Source organism: Klebsiella sp. Sb-30, from assembly GCF_057652795.1.
In genome coordinates, this window is record NZ_CM172749.1 from 681,376 (window position 1) to 694,705 (window position 13,330).

Genomic DNA, 13,330 nt, shown 5'->3' on the forward strand with positions numbered 1-13,330 from the left:
GCTGCATGGCGGGCAACGTGCCGCCGGGCGGGTTTTCGCGCCGCGCCGGTTGCCTCGCTGCGCCAACCAGGCACGCTGAGGGTATACATCAACCCGCATTGGTCCTAAACTGCGCGGTATTAGAGCGAGGTAAAACAAGACATGCGTGTACTGGGTATTGAAACATCCTGCGATGAAACCGGCATCGCCATTTATGACGACGAAAAAGGCCTGCTAGCCAATCAATTGTATAGTCAGGTGAAATTACATGCTGACTACGGCGGCGTGGTGCCCGAGCTGGCTTCGCGCGACCACGTGCGTAAAACCGTACCGCTGATTCAGGCGGCGTTGAAAGAGGCCGGGCTGACGGCAAAAGAGATCGATGCTGTAGCCTATACCGCAGGTCCCGGCCTGGTTGGCGCGCTGCTGGTCGGCGCAACGGTAGGGCGTTCGCTGGCCTTTGCCTGGAACGTGCCGGCGGTTCCGGTGCACCATATGGAAGGGCATCTGCTGGCGCCGATGCTGGAAGATAATCCCCCCGCATTCCCGTTTGTGGCGCTGCTGGTCTCTGGCGGCCATACCCAGCTGATTAGCGTAACCGGTATTGGTCAGTACGAGCTGCTCGGCGAGTCTATCGATGATGCGGCCGGGGAGGCGTTCGATAAAACCGCTAAGCTGCTGGGGCTCGATTATCCCGGCGGCCCGATGCTGTCTAAGATGGCGGCTCAGGGCAAAGAAGGGCGGTTTGTTTTCCCCCGTCCGATGACTGACCGTCCCGGTATGGATTTCAGCTTCTCCGGCCTGAAAACCTTTGCGGCTAACACTATTCGCAATAACGATGACGACGAGCAGACCCGTGCAGATATCGCCCGTGCGTTTGAAGATGCGGTGGTGGATACGCTGATGATTAAGTGTCGTCGCGCGCTGGAGCAGACCGGCTTTAAACGTCTGGTGATGGCCGGCGGCGTGAGCGCCAACCGCACGCTGCGCGCGAAGCTGGCGGAGATGATGGCAAAGCGCGGCGGCGAAGTGTTCTATGCGCGCCCGGAGTTCTGCACCGATAACGGCGCGATGATCGCCTATGCCGGGATGGTTCGCCTGCGTACCGGTGCTAAACCGGATCTCGGCGTGACCGTCCGTCCGCGCTGGCCGCTTGCTGAACTGCCGGCGGCGTAATCTGCATCACAGGCCGACATTCCGTCGGCCTGCCTTTCTGCTTTACTCCATACTTTTACACAGCGAGCAAATCGCGCCCTGATGTTTGTGCGAGTGCATGACGTCCGGACGTTCGTACTCTTCTTCGCAGCTGACGCACTGGTAAACGGTGATGGACGCATTGCCCTGCGCGTCGTAGCGCGGCTCGCTAATCCCGTCATCATACTGCTTGATGTAGTAGCGCCCGCCGGTGAGGATACCCATCAGCGGCGTCATCACCAGCGCCACGACCAGCGCAATCAGCGGCGAGAATGGCGCCAGCGTGGCACCGAGCAGGCCGAAGAAGGCGCAGATCGACAGGCCGGCCGCCAGAGCAAACGAAACCACCCCCACCGGGTTAACGTTGTAGATCATCCCGCGACGATATTCTGGCTGCGCCGGAGCGAGCCTGAGCAGACCTTTGTTGACGGTGATATCGGTGGCAACCACCACGACCCAGGCAATGGCAAAGTTAGAATAGAAACCAAGAATCCACGACAGCGCGCTGAACATATCGCCCTCCATCAGCGCCAGCGCGATGGCGAGGTTGACGATGACGAAGATAATCCGCCCCGGATAGCGTTTGGTGGTGCGCGTCCAGGCGCTGGTCCACGCCAGCGAGCCAGAATAGGCGTTGGTGACGTTGATTTTAATCTGTGAAATGACCACCAGCACCACGGCCAGGGTTAACGCCAGCCAGCCGGGTACCAGGTTATCAAAGACGCTGACGAACTGCTGTACCGGCTCGGTGTTGTGCACTGCCGGGAAGCGGGTCAGCAGATAAAAGCCGAGGAAGGCGCCGATGATCTGTTTTATCGCGCCTAATACCACCCAGCCAGGGCCTGCGGAAAAGACCGCCAGCCACCAGCTTTTGCTATTTTCCGCCGTTTTGGGCGGCATAAAGCGCAGGTAATCGATCTGCTCGCCGATCTGCATAATCAGCGACAGACAGACGCCGGCGCCGAGCATAATGGCAGTTAAATCGACCTGCGCCGCGTTATTCTTGCCGGCGAAGTTCATAAAGCCGTCCACCAGCGCCGGGTCTTTGGCAATCAGCCAGGCCACCGGCACCACCATCAGCACCAGCCACAGCGGCGTGGTCCACACCTGCAGGCGGGTCAGGGCTTTCATACCGTAAACGACCAGCGGCAGCACCATCAGGGTGGCGATGAGATAGCCCATCCACAGCGGGATCCCTAATCCAACCAGCAGCCCCTGGGCCATAATCGAGCCTTCAAGGGCGAAGAAGATAAAGGTGAAGCCTGCGAAGATAATGCTGGTGATGACCGAGCCAAAATAGCCGAATCCGGCGCTGCGGGTGATTAAGTCGAGATCGATGTTATAGCGGGCGGCGGTAATCGCCAGCGGGATCCCGGTGAGGAAGATCACCAGCGCCGCCAGCAGGATGGCGTAAATCGCGTTGGTGGTGCCCCATGCCATGCCGATGCTGGCGCCGATGGAGAAGTCCGCCAGATAGGCGATGCCGCCCAGCGCGGTCACGGCGACGACGCCAGGCCCCCAGCGGCGGAAGCTCAGCGGAGCATAGCGGAGTGTATAGTCTTCCAGGGTTTCTCTGGAGCCTGATGGCCCGGTCTGGGCAGGTAACTCAGTTTTGATATCCAGTGATGACATAGTCATTCCTTAATGGTCAGGTATGACTGTAATTAGCAAACCTTATGCCACTTCGTAGAGCAGGCGCCGCAGGGGGCTGTGGGGGAGGGGGGGATAAAAAGAGGGCGTCGAATGCACCATCCGGGCGCGGGCGCGTCCGGATGGTGCAGGAACGTTTTAGCGCAGCATACCTTTGTCGACAAGGAAGGCGATGATGTTGTTCAGGCCATCGCCGCTTTTCAGGTTGGTAAAGGTCCACGGGCGCTCGCCGCGCATACGCATCGTATCGCGCTCCATCACCTCCAGCGACGCGCCCACATACGGTGCAAGGTCGGTTTTGTTGATCACCAGGAAGTCCGACTTCGTGATCCCCGGCCCGCCTTTGCGCGGGATCTTTTCCCCTTCCGCAACGTCAATGACGTAGATGGTCAGATCCGCCAGCTCCGGACTGAAGGTGGCGCTCAGGTTATCGCCGCCGCTTTCCACAAAGATCAGATCGAGGTTGCCGAATTTTTCGCTCAGCGCTTCTACCGCCGCCAGGTTCATCGACGCGTCTTCGCGGATCGCGGTATGCGGACATCCGCCGGTTTCGACGCCGACGATGCGCTCCGGCGCCAGCGCGCCCGCTTCGGTGAGAATACGCTGATCTTCTTTGGTGTAGATGTCGTTGGTGACGACGGCTAACTGCCAGCTGTCACGCATGGCTTTACACAGCGCTTCCAGCAGGGCCGTTTTCCCGGAACCGACCGGGCCGCCGACGCCGACGCGCAGCGGGTGTTTGTAGTTATGCATACTCTCTCCTAGGAACGGAATAATCGGGAATACTGGGTTTCATGCCGGGCGGAAGCAATGGCGGCCAGCGGCGTGGAGGAACCTATCGCGCTATCCGGCGCCGCAAGGGCGCAGGCCATATCCGCCGCGTAGCGATCGCACAGGCGTAAAATCAGCTGCTGGGCCGCCTGCTGGCCGAAGGGAACCAGCTTAACGCCCGCCATGACCGCGCTTTCGATCCAGCTGTAGCCAAGGCTCAGCGCCAGGTCGGGAAGTGCGATTTGCCAACGCACGCCGAGCCACGCCATGCCGGCGAGCTGGCTTTGCCGGCACAAAACGCGCCACGCCGGCGGGCAATCCGGCTGCCAGTCGGCCAGCAGGCGGGCAAATGCCGCGCCGCGATTACGCTCTTCTTCACGCAGTTCGCGGGTCTCACGGCAGGCGAGCAGCCAGGCGGTCCAGCGCTGTGCTGACGGCAGATCGTCGTTTTCGCATGCCCGATACAGCCGGGCGAACAGAGGAAGATCGACGGTAAAAAAGCTCTGTTCCATCTGCTGCTGCTGCCAGCGTTCAAAAGCGGCGGCATCGGGTACCCAGCCTGCTTCGACTGCCCATTCCAGACCTTGCGACCAGCTATAGCCGCCGACCGGCAGGTTGCTGCTGGCCAGCTGCATCAACCGCAGGCGTTTTTCCGGCGTTGGCATTTAGTGACTGTGCTCGTGATGATGATGATCGTGGCCATGATCGTGACTATGACCGTGGCTGTGGCCGTGGCTTTCGCTGGCGTAGGCGCCGGCTTCCGGTTCAAACGGCAGATGCGCGAAAGTGACCTCCAGGCCGAACTGGCGCAGCATATCGTCCAGCACATGATCGTGGTGATAGCGCAGCTCTCCGGGCATGATTTGCAGCGGAACGTGGCGGTTGCCGAGGTGATAGCAGGCTTTCGCCAGGGTGAACGGATCGTCGCAATGCACCACGGACACGCCTTCATCTGCGGCGATAATTTGCACAAACTCGCTGCCGTCTTCATTGCTGAGCACATCCCCGCCGCGTAGCAGCAGGCCGCGCGGCAACAACAAACCGGCTTCGCGACCGTCGTTGAGGGTGACTTTGATACGACTTTTCACCCGCACATCGATCGGCAGCGTAAGGCTGGCGGTCAGTTTGCCAGGTGAATCCACTCGTTGGGTCAGATAGAGCATCCGGACTCCTTAAAACAGAAAATAACGTTGCGCCATCGGCAGGACATCTGCCGGTTCGCTGGTGATCAGTTCGCCATCGATGCGCACTTCATAGGTTTGCGCGTCGACGGTGATATTGGGCTGCAGGCCGTTATGGATCATGTCGGTCTTTTGTACCGTCCGGCAGCCTTTCACCACCGCCGTGGCGCTCTGCAGATTCAGACGCTGCGCCACGCCACTGTCGACCGCCGCCTGCGGCAGGAAGGTGAGGCGACAGTGATGGCGAGCGCTGCCCAGCGCGCCGAACATCGGGCGGTAGTGCACCGGCTGTGGCGTCGGAATCGAGGCGTTGATGTCGCCCATCGGGGCAATGGCGATCATACCGCCCTTGATCACCGTGGCCGGCTTAACGCCGAAAAACGCCGGGGACCACAGCACGAGATCCGCCAGTTTGCCCACTTCAATCGAGCCGACTTCATGGGCGATACCGTGGGTCAGCGCCGGGTTAATGGTGTACTTGGCGATATAGCGCTTCACGCGGAAGTTGTCGTTATCGCCGCGTTCTTCCGCCAGCGGCCCGCGCTGCACCTTCATCCGATGCGCCACCTGCCAGGTACGCAGAACGACTTCGCCCACGCGCCCCATCGCCTGCGAATCGGAAGAGGTCAGAGAGAAGGCGCCGAGGTCGTGCAGAACATCTTCTGCCGCAATGGTTTCCCGGCGGATGCGGGATTCGGCAAACGCCACGTCTTCCGCAATATCCGGATCGAGATGGTGGCAGACCATCAGCATATCGAGATGTTCGTCAATGGTATTGACGGTGTAGGGCAGCGTCGGGTTGGTGGAGGAGGGCAAAATATTGGGGTGTGCGCAGGCGGTAATAATATCCGGCGCATGGCCGCCGCCGGCACCTTCGGTATGGAAAGTGTGGATCGTCCGTCCGGCAATCGCCGCCAGCGTATCTTCAACAAAACCCGATTCATTCAGGGTGTCGCTGTGCAGCGCCACCTGAATATCCATTTCGTCGGCGACCGTCAGCGCGCAGTTGATGGCGGCCGGCGTGGCGCCCCAGTCTTCATGAATTTTCAGGCCGATAACGCCTGCCGCAACCTGTTCGCGTAGCGCGTCCGGGTTTGAGCCGTTGCCTTTGCCCAGCAGACCAATATTCACCGGCAGACTGTCCGCGGCCTGTAGCATCCGCGAGATGTACCACGGCCCCGGTGTACAGGTGGTGGCGTGTGTCCCCGCGGCGGGGCCCGTTCCGCCGCCGACCATGGTGGTGACGCCGGAGACCAGCGCCTCTTCCGCCTGCTGCGGGCAGATCCAGTGGATGTGGGTATCGACGCCGCCGGCGGTGACTATCTTACCTTCGGCGGCAATAACCTCCGTCGCCGCGCCAATGGGGATAGTGACGTCAGGCTGGATATCGGGATTACCCGCTTTGCCGATTGCGACAATACGCCCCTCTTTGACACCAATGTCGGCTTTGACGATCCCCCAGTGATCGACGATCAGCGCATTGGTCAGCACCAGATCGACACAGTCGTCAGCGAGCATTTGTCCCTGGCCCATACCGTCACGGATGACCTTCCCGCCGCCGAACTTGACCTCTTCGCCGTAGGTGGTCAGATCGTCTTCGACCTCGATCCACAGTTCGGTGTCCGCCAGGCGCACTTTATCGCCGGTGGTGGGGCCAAACATGTCGGCATAGGCCTGACGTGAAATATCACTCATTGTTTGCCTCCAGATTTCCCATCACGTCGCCGCGAAAGCCGTATACCGCGCGACGACCGGCGAGCGCCACCAACTCTACTTCACGTTTTTGCCCTGGCTCAAAGCGGACCGCGGTGCCGGCGGCGATGTTCAGGCGATAGCCGGTGGCCTGCGCCCGATCAAATTTCAGCGCCGGGTTGACCTCGGCAAAATGGTAATGCGATCCAACCTGAATCGGCCGGTCGCCATGATTCTCAACGATAATGCTGCGGGTGGCGCGGCCAACGTTCAGAGCTATCTGTCCGGGCTGCACCTTATATTCACCTGGGATCATCGCGAAACCTCAGATAATCGGGTTGTGGACGGTGACCAGCTTCGAGCCATCCGGGAAGGTGGCCTCGACCTGGATGTCGGGGATCATTTCGGGTACGCCCTCCATGACCTGTTCGCGGCTTAACACGTGGCGGCCTTCTTCCATCAGCGCCGCGACGCTTTTACCGTCGCGGGCGCCTTCCATAATAAAGGCGCTGATTAAGGCCACGGCTTCCGGGTAGTTCAGCTTCAGGCCGCGGGCCAGGCGACGTTCCGCCACCAGTGCGGCGGTAAACAACAGCAGCTTGTCTTTCTCTCTGGGGGTCAGTTCCATAGCGTTCTCTCAGGTCAACCAGATTCGGGGAAGGACCGGGGACTTTCCGGTCAGATGCGGGCGCATAAACTGCCAGATATCACGCATCGCCCGCTGGCAAAGTAAGTTATCGTCACTTAAAAAGCGCACCGTCAGCAGGCCGTCAGTCAGCGTGGCGCCAGCATAATTGCCCAGCGTCGTGAGTCGTTCCCGCACGCCGTCAAGCAGGGCTTCACTGGCGGGATAGAACAGCAGAGTACCGACCCACGGGTACTGCGCCACGCTGGCCAGACGTCCGTCGGCCAGATGCAGGCGTTCAATGAGCAGCGGGGCATCATCCATCCATACTTCAAGACGATTGCTGAGGGCGCCATGGCTAAAGCTTTCACCGATGACCGGGCGGCCCAGGCACAGCAGATCCCAGGCCAGCAGCGTGCTGGAAGGGCAAAGATGAAAGGCGGTATGCAGACGGGCGCGGGCGCCGGGAAAGAAAATCGCGTCCTGCGGCAGCCACTCCAGCGTCGAGCGTTCCGCCAGCGTCAGGCGCTGATGTAAATGAGCCTGCGCGCCGCTGCTGCGGTAAAACTTACTGGCACCGGGCATGGTGATTAACGTGTGGCAGCCGCTATCGAGAGCGGCGCGAATCGTTAGCTCGTCACCACCGACAATCCCGCCCGGCGGGTGGAGTAAGTAGAGATGACAGGTATCGTCTTCAGGATAAAAGGGACGCTGGACGGTGAGCGGACCGACATGACGGGCGGAGGTGAGTACCGTTTTGCCGCCGCGATGTTGAAAATGAAGGTCCAGCGTAGCCTGCCAGCCTTTTTTATTCTCTGGTAACACGGTGCTGTGCAATGTTGTTACGCCCCTGCAAAATCAAGATAAAACAGCAGCGATGAGTATTGATCGGCGCGAAAGTATCTCGATCATATGAAAAGCTTATGAATTAAAAACAAGAAAACAGCCGCCTGTGCGGCGGCCGTTTAGCGAAAAGATTATTACGCCTGATAATCTTCGGCGTCAATGTCATAACCCGACGGTTCCCAGCGAATCGCGAGCAGCGACAGCAGGCCAATCAGCGGCGCGGCGGCGATAATCCAAAAGACCTGGGTATCCAGGGCCGCAACCAGCAGCGGGAAGAGGAACAGCGACAGGGTTGAGCTGCTGCGCATCAGAGTCTGGTTCAGGCCGACACCGACACCGCGCAGCGAAGTTGGATAGCTCAGCGAAGCAAAGGTCATGGTGTGGGCGCCGGGGCCAAACCCCTGGCCGAACAGGAACAGCGCCAGCATCGCCACGGCCGCGATGCCTTCGCCCGCGCCGTGCGGGCGGCCGATCAGCGCCAGTCCCAGCAGCGCCGCCAGCTGGCAACTGTAGCCCGCCAGCGACATCTTCCATGCCCCTAAGCGCGGCACCAGCCGCACTGCCAGCAGGCCGCCGACGAAAGCAAAGAGCAGGTTCAGCGCCAGGGAGATCACAATCGTGGTCAGCATCGACTGAACAAAGAAGCTGGAGATAATCACCGGCAGGCCGAAGGCGACGGCGTTATAGGCAAAGGAAGAGACGACCGACAGCAGCGTAGCGAGGGTGGTCCGCCGCAGATAGACGCCCTGGAACAGACGGAAATAGTTGCTCCACTGCGCTTTTTTCACCACCGGCGTCGGGTTATCCAGCGCGTCCTGCGCCACGTGGGCGTTGATGTTATAGGCCTTGCGCAGAATGGCGGCCGCTTCACGCAGGTTGCCCTGATTGGCGGCCCACACCGGCGACTCGCTCATATAGCGGCTGCGAATGGCGATAATCACCAGCGCAGGAACCGCGCCGAAGCCCAGAATCAGCCGCCACAGCCAGTCGCTGTGGCTTTCCGGCAGTACGGCATAGAACAAGAGCACCAGCAGATATGAAATACTGATAGCGGCGTACCACGTCGGGCACCACATGGCGACGCTGGCCGCTTTGTTGCCCGGCCCCTTAAGCTTTGAGAACTCACTCAGGAAGGCCATCGCCACCGGCAGATCGATACCGACGCCGAGGCCCATGACAAAACGGGCGCCGGTCAGCACGTATTCGTTGGGGGCCAGCGCGCAGGCGATCGCAGCCACCACAAAAAACAGCATATCGGCCATGAAGACGCGGTAGCGGCCGATTTTATCCGTCAGGTAGCCGCCCAGCAGCGCGCCGACGATGGCGCCGAAGGTGATGGCTGAGGCCACCATGCCGGTGCCGGCGGGCGTCAGGTTGAATTCACGGGTAATGTCTTTCAGGCCAAAGGCCAGGGAGCCAAGATCGTAGGCATCGAGAAAGATACCGCCGAGGGCGATACCCATAACAATCCGCGCATTGGTACGCCCGCTGCTGCCCTCATTGATTAAACGCGATACGTCAGCGGCGCCGCGTATCCACTGTACTTCCCCGCCAGGCGACCCCGCCGCTGCGACCGGAGCCGCGTTGATTACGTCTGTCATGATGTTGTTCTGTGCTGTCTTATAAAGGATTCAGAGTAAACATCGCGGCAGGCAGGGATAAATTATTTTTGGTTATAAGACATAGCTAAGTGATTGTTGTGAAATGATTATCTTTTTCTGGCCGGTGAGTTCAGGAGGATTGGCTGCCAAAAAGGGTAATTCAGAGAGAATGTCGGGATAAAGGGGGCCCGGCGCGCGCCACCGGGCGCCAGATTATTTCTGCTCAGGCGTTTTTTTGTTCTTTTTCAGCCGGGCCCAGATTTTGGTTTCCTGGCGCCGCCACAGACGCTGAATATTGTCGTGATGGCGCAGCAGAATCAGGCAGGAGAGCATAGAAACCGGGAAGGTATACTGCGGTTTGAACCACCAGACGTAGAAAGGGGCAATCAGCGCGCTGACAATAGCCCCGAGCGAGGAATAGCCGCTGAGCAGGATGGTCAGCAGCCAGGTACCCGCCATGACGCCGGTCAAATCCCAGCCGATGGGCGCGATTGCGCCGAAAGCGGTCGCCACGCCCTTACCACCGCGGAAGTTAAAGAATACCGGCCAGATATGGCCTACGCAGGCCGCAATGGCGACCAGACCCAGCCAGAAAGGCGTCAGGCCGAGCGCCCAGGCACCCCAGACGGGCAGCATGCCTTTGAGCACATCAAAAATAAGAACCGTTACGGCTGCTCCCTTGCCGCCAATTCGTAGTACGTTTGTCGCCCCAGGATTGCCGGAACCGCTATCGCGAGGATCGGGCAGGCCAGCGAGACGACACACCAGAATGGCGCTGGAAATTGAGCCGCAGAGGTAGGCAAGGATAACCAGTCCAGGCGCGATTGCACTCATCAGCTGTTCCATTTTGAAAATGTCGTTTTGTCCCCGCTATCCTTCGCGTCGCTGATGCGCTGGCGCACTTCTTTCGTGCCGTCATCGGAGCGTGCATGGAGCCAGAACGCTTGCTGCGCCGCTGCTTTCCTGCAATGCGAATTATTTAGGGGATGTCTTTGCATCTGTGGATAATACGCATAATTCGCCGGAAGTGGTATCCGGTTTAGCCAAAAAGCAGGCAGGTCGTGATGGATATTGTATTTATAGAGCAACTTTCGGTAATCACCACTATCGGTGTTTACGACTGGGAACAAACCATTGAACAGAAGCTGGTGTTCGATATCGAAATGGCGTGGGACAACCGCAAAGCGGCGAGCAGCGATGATGTCAATGATTGCCTCAGCTATGCTGATATCAGCGAGCTGGTGATTGGTCACGTTGAAGGCGGACGTTTTGCGCTGGTGGAACGTGTCGCGGAAGAGATTGCCGATCTGCTGCTGGAAAAATTCCCCTCGCCGTGGGTGCGGATTAAAGTCAGCAAACCGGGCGCCGTTGCCCGGGCGGCAAACGTGGGCGTGATTATCGAGCGCAGTCGGACGTAGCCTTAATCTGAAACAAAACTTTTCAGGTCATACTCGTTAAACAAATTGCGTTTATACCGGTCACAGGATCCGGCTATCGGGATATTTAATTGCCGCTCAGGGTCAGGACAGCACTCGAAATTTACGCGTACTCCGTGTACGCTCCGATTTCCTGCGCCGTCCGTCTCCAGACTGGCCGCATCAATATCACCTGATGGAATGGTTCAGCGTATCTGGTTTTTTCATTTTACTTTTAAAGGGTTTATTGGATGAGCGATATACACTCGCTGCTGGTGGCGGCAATATTGGGTGTGGTTGAAGGGTTAACGGAATTTTTACCTGTTTCCAGTACTGGCCATATGATTATTGTCGGCCATCTGCTGGGCTTTGAAGGCGAGACGGCAAATACTTTTGAGGTGGTCATTCAGTTAGGTTCTATTCTTGCCGTTGTCGTCATGTTCTGGCGTCGTCTGTTTGGTCTGATCGGTATTCATTTCGGTAAACCACCGGAACATGAAGGTCAGGGAAGCGGCCGTTTATCGCTGATTCATATTTTATTAGGGATGGTTCCGGCGGTGGTGCTGGGTCTGTTGTTCCACGATACCATCAAATCGTTGTTCAACCCGGTCAACGTCATGTATGCGCTGATCGTGGGTGGCCTGCTGCTGATCGCGGCGGAAGTGCTGAAGCCAAAACAGCCGCGTGCCGTCGGTATTGATGATATGACCTATCGCCAGGCATTTATCATCGGCTGCTTCCAGTGCCTGGCGCTGTGGCCCGGTTTCTCTCGCTCCGGTGCGACCATTTCCGGTGGGATGCTGATGGGCGTAAGCCGCTATGCGGCGTCAGAGTTCTCCTTCCTGCTGGCGGTGCCGATGATGATGGGGGCGACCGTGCTGGATGTGTATAAGAGCATCGGTTTCCTCAACGCCAGCGATATTCCGATGTTTGCCGTCGGCTTTATTATGGCGTTCATCGTGGCGCTGATCGCGATTAAAACCTTCCTGCAGCTGATTAAACGTATTTCGTTTATCCCGTTTGCTATCTACCGTTTTGTCGTCGCGGCAGTGGTTTACGTTATCTTCTTCTGAGTTTTCAGCGCCGGTAAAACCGGGCCCTCAGTCGCAAGGCTGAGGGCAGCGCTCTTCCTTCCACTTCGCGACCGCCAGTATGCGGCGCCGCGTCAGCTCCTCACGAATCTCCGGCCCTTTAAAGCCCTGAGCAACCACCTCTTTCGTAGAGACCGATTGGGCGACCTCCCAGGCTTCAAGCAGCAGGCGTCCCTGCGGATAATCGCGGGCTTCGAATCCGGTACGTCCGCGCACATCGGCTTCGCTGGTTAAGGCGATTTGCATGACCCGCTGCGGCTTACGCCAGGCGTCGATATTATCAAACAGTTTGACCAGCGTTTTGGGCTGCAGTATTGGCAGGGTATGAATCAGGTCGTGGAATTCGGCGACCAGCTTCGCCAGATCGCGAATGTCGTTCGGTACGCGCAGACGGGCGCAGAGCTGCTCGACCAGCCTGACGCCTGCCGGACCGTGGCCGTGATGGCGCGGCCAGAGCGCTTTTGGCGTCAGCCCTTTGCCGAGATCGTGACATAGCGTTGCAAAGCGAACGTCAATCTCCGGCGACAGCATTGCCGCCATCGTCAGAGTCATCAGCGTATGTACACCGGTGTCGATTTCCGGGTGCCATTTAGCCGGTGCCGGAACGCCGTACAGCGCGTCAATTTCCGGGAACAGCACGCCGAGCGCGTGGCAGTCGCGTAAGGTCTGGAAAAAGACCTGGGGATTACGGGTGCCAAGGGCGTTTTCCGTCTCCTTCCAGACCCGTTCTGGCGTCAGATGCGCCAGTTCGCCGGCGTCGGCCATGGCGCGCATCAGCGCCATTGTTTCGTCGGCAATACGGAAGCCCAGGTGGGCATAGCGGGCGGCGAAGCGCGCCACGCGCAGAACGCGCAGCGGGTCTTCGCTGAAGGCGGGTGAGACGTGGCGCAGCAGGCGCAGACGCAAATCGGCCTGGCCGCCGTAGGGATCGATAATCAGGCCATCGGCATCCTGAGCCAGCGCATTAACCGTCAGATCGCGGCGCAGCAGATCCTGTTCCAGCGTGACGTCCGGGGCGGCATAGCAGGTAAAACCGGTGTAGCCGGAGCCTGATTTACGCTCGGTACGTGCCAGAGCATACTCTTCCCGGCTTTTCGGGTGCAGAAATACGGGGAAATCGCGGCCTACCTGCTGGTAGCCCGCCTCAAGCAACTGCTCAGGCGTGGCGCCAACCACGACCCAATCTCTGTCTTTGACCGGTAGCCCTAATAACGCATCCCGAACTGCACCACCGACCAGATAAATCTTCACGCCTGACTCTCCCGTATCCACTTTGCTCAAGATG

Annotated in this window: 13 protein-coding genes and 2 pseudogenes; 4 read left to right on the plus strand and 11 right to left on the minus strand. The window is 59.0% G+C overall.

Features of this window, described 5'->3' with window-relative positions; translation table 11 throughout:
- Window positions 1-141: 141 nt before the first annotated feature.
- The gene (gene tsaD, locus AC236I_RS03265) at window positions 142-1,155 is read left to right on the plus strand and encodes a tRNA (adenosine(37)-N6)-threonylcarbamoyltransferase complex transferase subunit TsaD (protein WP_257333246.1); all 1,014 of its coding nucleotides are present in this window, start codon (window positions 142-144) and stop codon (window positions 1,153-1,155) included.
- A gap of 42 nt (window positions 1,156-1,197) precedes the next feature.
- Here tsaD and AC236I_RS03270 read toward each other — a convergent pair whose 3' ends face one another.
- The 8 genes from AC236I_RS03270 to AC236I_RS03305 form a co-directional block, all read right to left on the minus strand.
- Window positions 1,198-2,805, minus strand: a complete 1,608-nt coding sequence (locus AC236I_RS03270; protein WP_015585696.1) for a purine-cytosine permease family protein — start codon at window positions 2,803-2,805, stop codon at window positions 1,198-1,200.
- A gap of 156 nt (window positions 2,806-2,961) precedes the next feature.
- Window positions 2,962-3,576, minus strand: coding sequence for an urease accessory protein UreG (gene ureG / locus AC236I_RS03275; RefSeq protein ID WP_004867829.1), 615 nt, complete (start codon window positions 3,574-3,576; stop codon window positions 2,962-2,964).
- A gap of 8 nt (window positions 3,577-3,584) precedes the next feature.
- Window positions 3,585-4,259 (minus strand): urease accessory protein UreF, encoded by a 675-nt coding sequence (locus AC236I_RS03280; RefSeq protein ID WP_048023343.1) that lies wholly within the window; start codon window positions 4,257-4,259, stop codon window positions 3,585-3,587.
- Window positions 4,260-4,757, minus strand: coding sequence for an urease accessory protein UreE (gene ureE, locus AC236I_RS03285; RefSeq protein WP_004867824.1), 498 nt, complete (start codon window positions 4,755-4,757; stop codon window positions 4,260-4,262).
- Between the two features lie 9 nt (window positions 4,758-4,766).
- Complete coding sequence (ureC, locus tag AC236I_RS03290) at window positions 4,767-6,470, minus strand: urease subunit alpha (RefSeq protein ID WP_004867822.1); 1,704 nt, start codon at window positions 6,468-6,470, stop codon at window positions 4,767-4,769.
- On the minus strand, window positions 6,463-6,783 hold the full coding sequence (locus tag AC236I_RS03295) for an urease subunit beta (protein ID WP_004867818.1): 321 nt from the start codon (window positions 6,781-6,783) through the stop codon (window positions 6,463-6,465). Before AC236I_RS03295 ends, ureC begins: the two co-directional genes overlap by 8 nt.
- 9 nt (window positions 6,784-6,792) lie before the next feature.
- A complete protein-coding gene (locus AC236I_RS03300; protein ID WP_004867816.1) occupies window positions 6,793-7,095 on the minus strand; it encodes an urease subunit gamma in 303 nt (100 codons plus the stop codon).
- Between the two features lie 9 nt (window positions 7,096-7,104).
- Window positions 7,105-7,929, minus strand: a complete 825-nt coding sequence (locus tag AC236I_RS03305) for an urease accessory protein UreD (protein ID WP_004867813.1) — start codon at window positions 7,927-7,929, stop codon at window positions 7,105-7,107.
- On the opposite strand from AC236I_RS03305, the pseudogene AC236I_RS03310 reads away from it, so the two are divergent.
- Window positions 7,919-8,005 (plus strand): annotated as a pseudogene (locus AC236I_RS03310) (short-chain dehydrogenase); the annotation flags it as partial. The gene AC236I_RS03305 and the pseudogene AC236I_RS03310 sit on opposite strands and share 11 nt — an antisense overlap.
- Before the next feature lie 67 nt (window positions 8,006-8,072).
- On the opposite strand, the gene AC236I_RS03315 reads toward AC236I_RS03310, so the two are convergent.
- Together AC236I_RS03315 and plsY are read right to left on the minus strand one after the other, a co-directional pair.
- On the minus strand, window positions 8,073-9,539 hold the full coding sequence (locus AC236I_RS03315) for an MFS transporter (RefSeq protein WP_015585698.1): 1,467 nt from the start codon (window positions 9,537-9,539) through the stop codon (window positions 8,073-8,075).
- Between the two features lie 213 nt (window positions 9,540-9,752).
- Window positions 9,753-10,373: a glycerol-3-phosphate 1-O-acyltransferase PlsY gene (plsY, locus tag AC236I_RS03320; RefSeq protein WP_004867810.1), complete on the minus strand. Its 621-nt coding sequence runs from the start codon at window positions 10,371-10,373 to the stop codon at window positions 9,753-9,755.
- Window positions 10,374-10,603: 230 nt separating this feature from the next.
- Between plsY and folB the strand changes: the two are divergent.
- Both folB and bacA read left to right on the plus strand, forming a co-directional pair.
- Window positions 10,604-10,997 (plus strand): annotated as a pseudogene (gene folB / locus AC236I_RS03325) (bifunctional dihydroneopterin aldolase/7,8-dihydroneopterin epimerase).
- Window positions 10,998-11,205: 208 nt separating this feature from the next.
- Window positions 11,206-12,027 (plus strand): undecaprenyl-diphosphate phosphatase, encoded by an 822-nt coding sequence (gene bacA, locus AC236I_RS03330; RefSeq protein ID WP_004867807.1) that lies wholly within the window; start codon window positions 11,206-11,208, stop codon window positions 12,025-12,027.
- A 27-nt stretch (window positions 12,028-12,054) separates the two neighbouring features.
- On the opposite strand, the gene AC236I_RS03335 is transcribed toward bacA, so the two are convergent.
- On the minus strand, window positions 12,055-13,296 hold the full coding sequence (locus tag AC236I_RS03335; RefSeq protein ID WP_004867806.1) for a multifunctional CCA addition/repair protein: 1,242 nt from the start codon (window positions 13,294-13,296) through the stop codon (window positions 12,055-12,057).
- Between the last annotated feature and the right edge of the window lie 34 nt (window positions 13,297-13,330).

Bases quoted from the DNA above. Each gene is read 5' to 3' on its own strand.
- AC236I_RS03300 (WP_004867816.1), bottom strand. From the start codon at position 7,095: ATGGAACTGACCCCCAGAGAGAAAGACAAGCTGCTGTTGTTTACCGCC.
- ureC (WP_004867822.1), bottom strand. From the start codon at position 6,470: ATGAGTGATATTTCACGTCAGGCCTATGCCGACATGTTTGGCCCCACC.
- AC236I_RS03280 (WP_048023343.1), bottom strand. From the start codon at position 4,259: ATGCCAACGCCGGAAAAACGCCTGCGGTTGATGCAGCTGGCCAGCAGC.
- AC236I_RS03295 (WP_004867818.1), bottom strand. From the start codon at position 6,783: ATGATCCCAGGTGAATATAAGGTGCAGCCCGGACAGATAGCTCTGAAC.
- AC236I_RS03270 (WP_015585696.1), bottom strand. From the start codon at position 2,805: ATGTCATCACTGGATATCAAAACTGAGTTACCTGCCCAGACCGGGCCA.
- plsY (WP_004867810.1), bottom strand. From the start codon at position 10,373: ATGAGTGCAATCGCGCCTGGACTGGTTATCCTTGCCTACCTCTGCGGC.
- AC236I_RS03315 (WP_015585698.1), bottom strand. From the start codon at position 9,539: ATGACAGACGTAATCAACGCGGCTCCGGTCGCAGCGGCGGGGTCGCCT.
- tsaD (WP_257333246.1), top strand. From the start codon at position 142: ATGCGTGTACTGGGTATTGAAACATCCTGCGATGAAACCGGCATCGCC.
- ureE (WP_004867824.1), bottom strand. From the start codon at position 4,757: ATGCTCTATCTGACCCAACGAGTGGATTCACCTGGCAAACTGACCGCC.
- ureG (WP_004867829.1), bottom strand. From the start codon at position 3,576: ATGCATAACTACAAACACCCGCTGCGCGTCGGCGTCGGCGGCCCGGTC.
- bacA (WP_004867807.1), top strand. From the start codon at position 11,206: ATGAGCGATATACACTCGCTGCTGGTGGCGGCAATATTGGGTGTGGTT.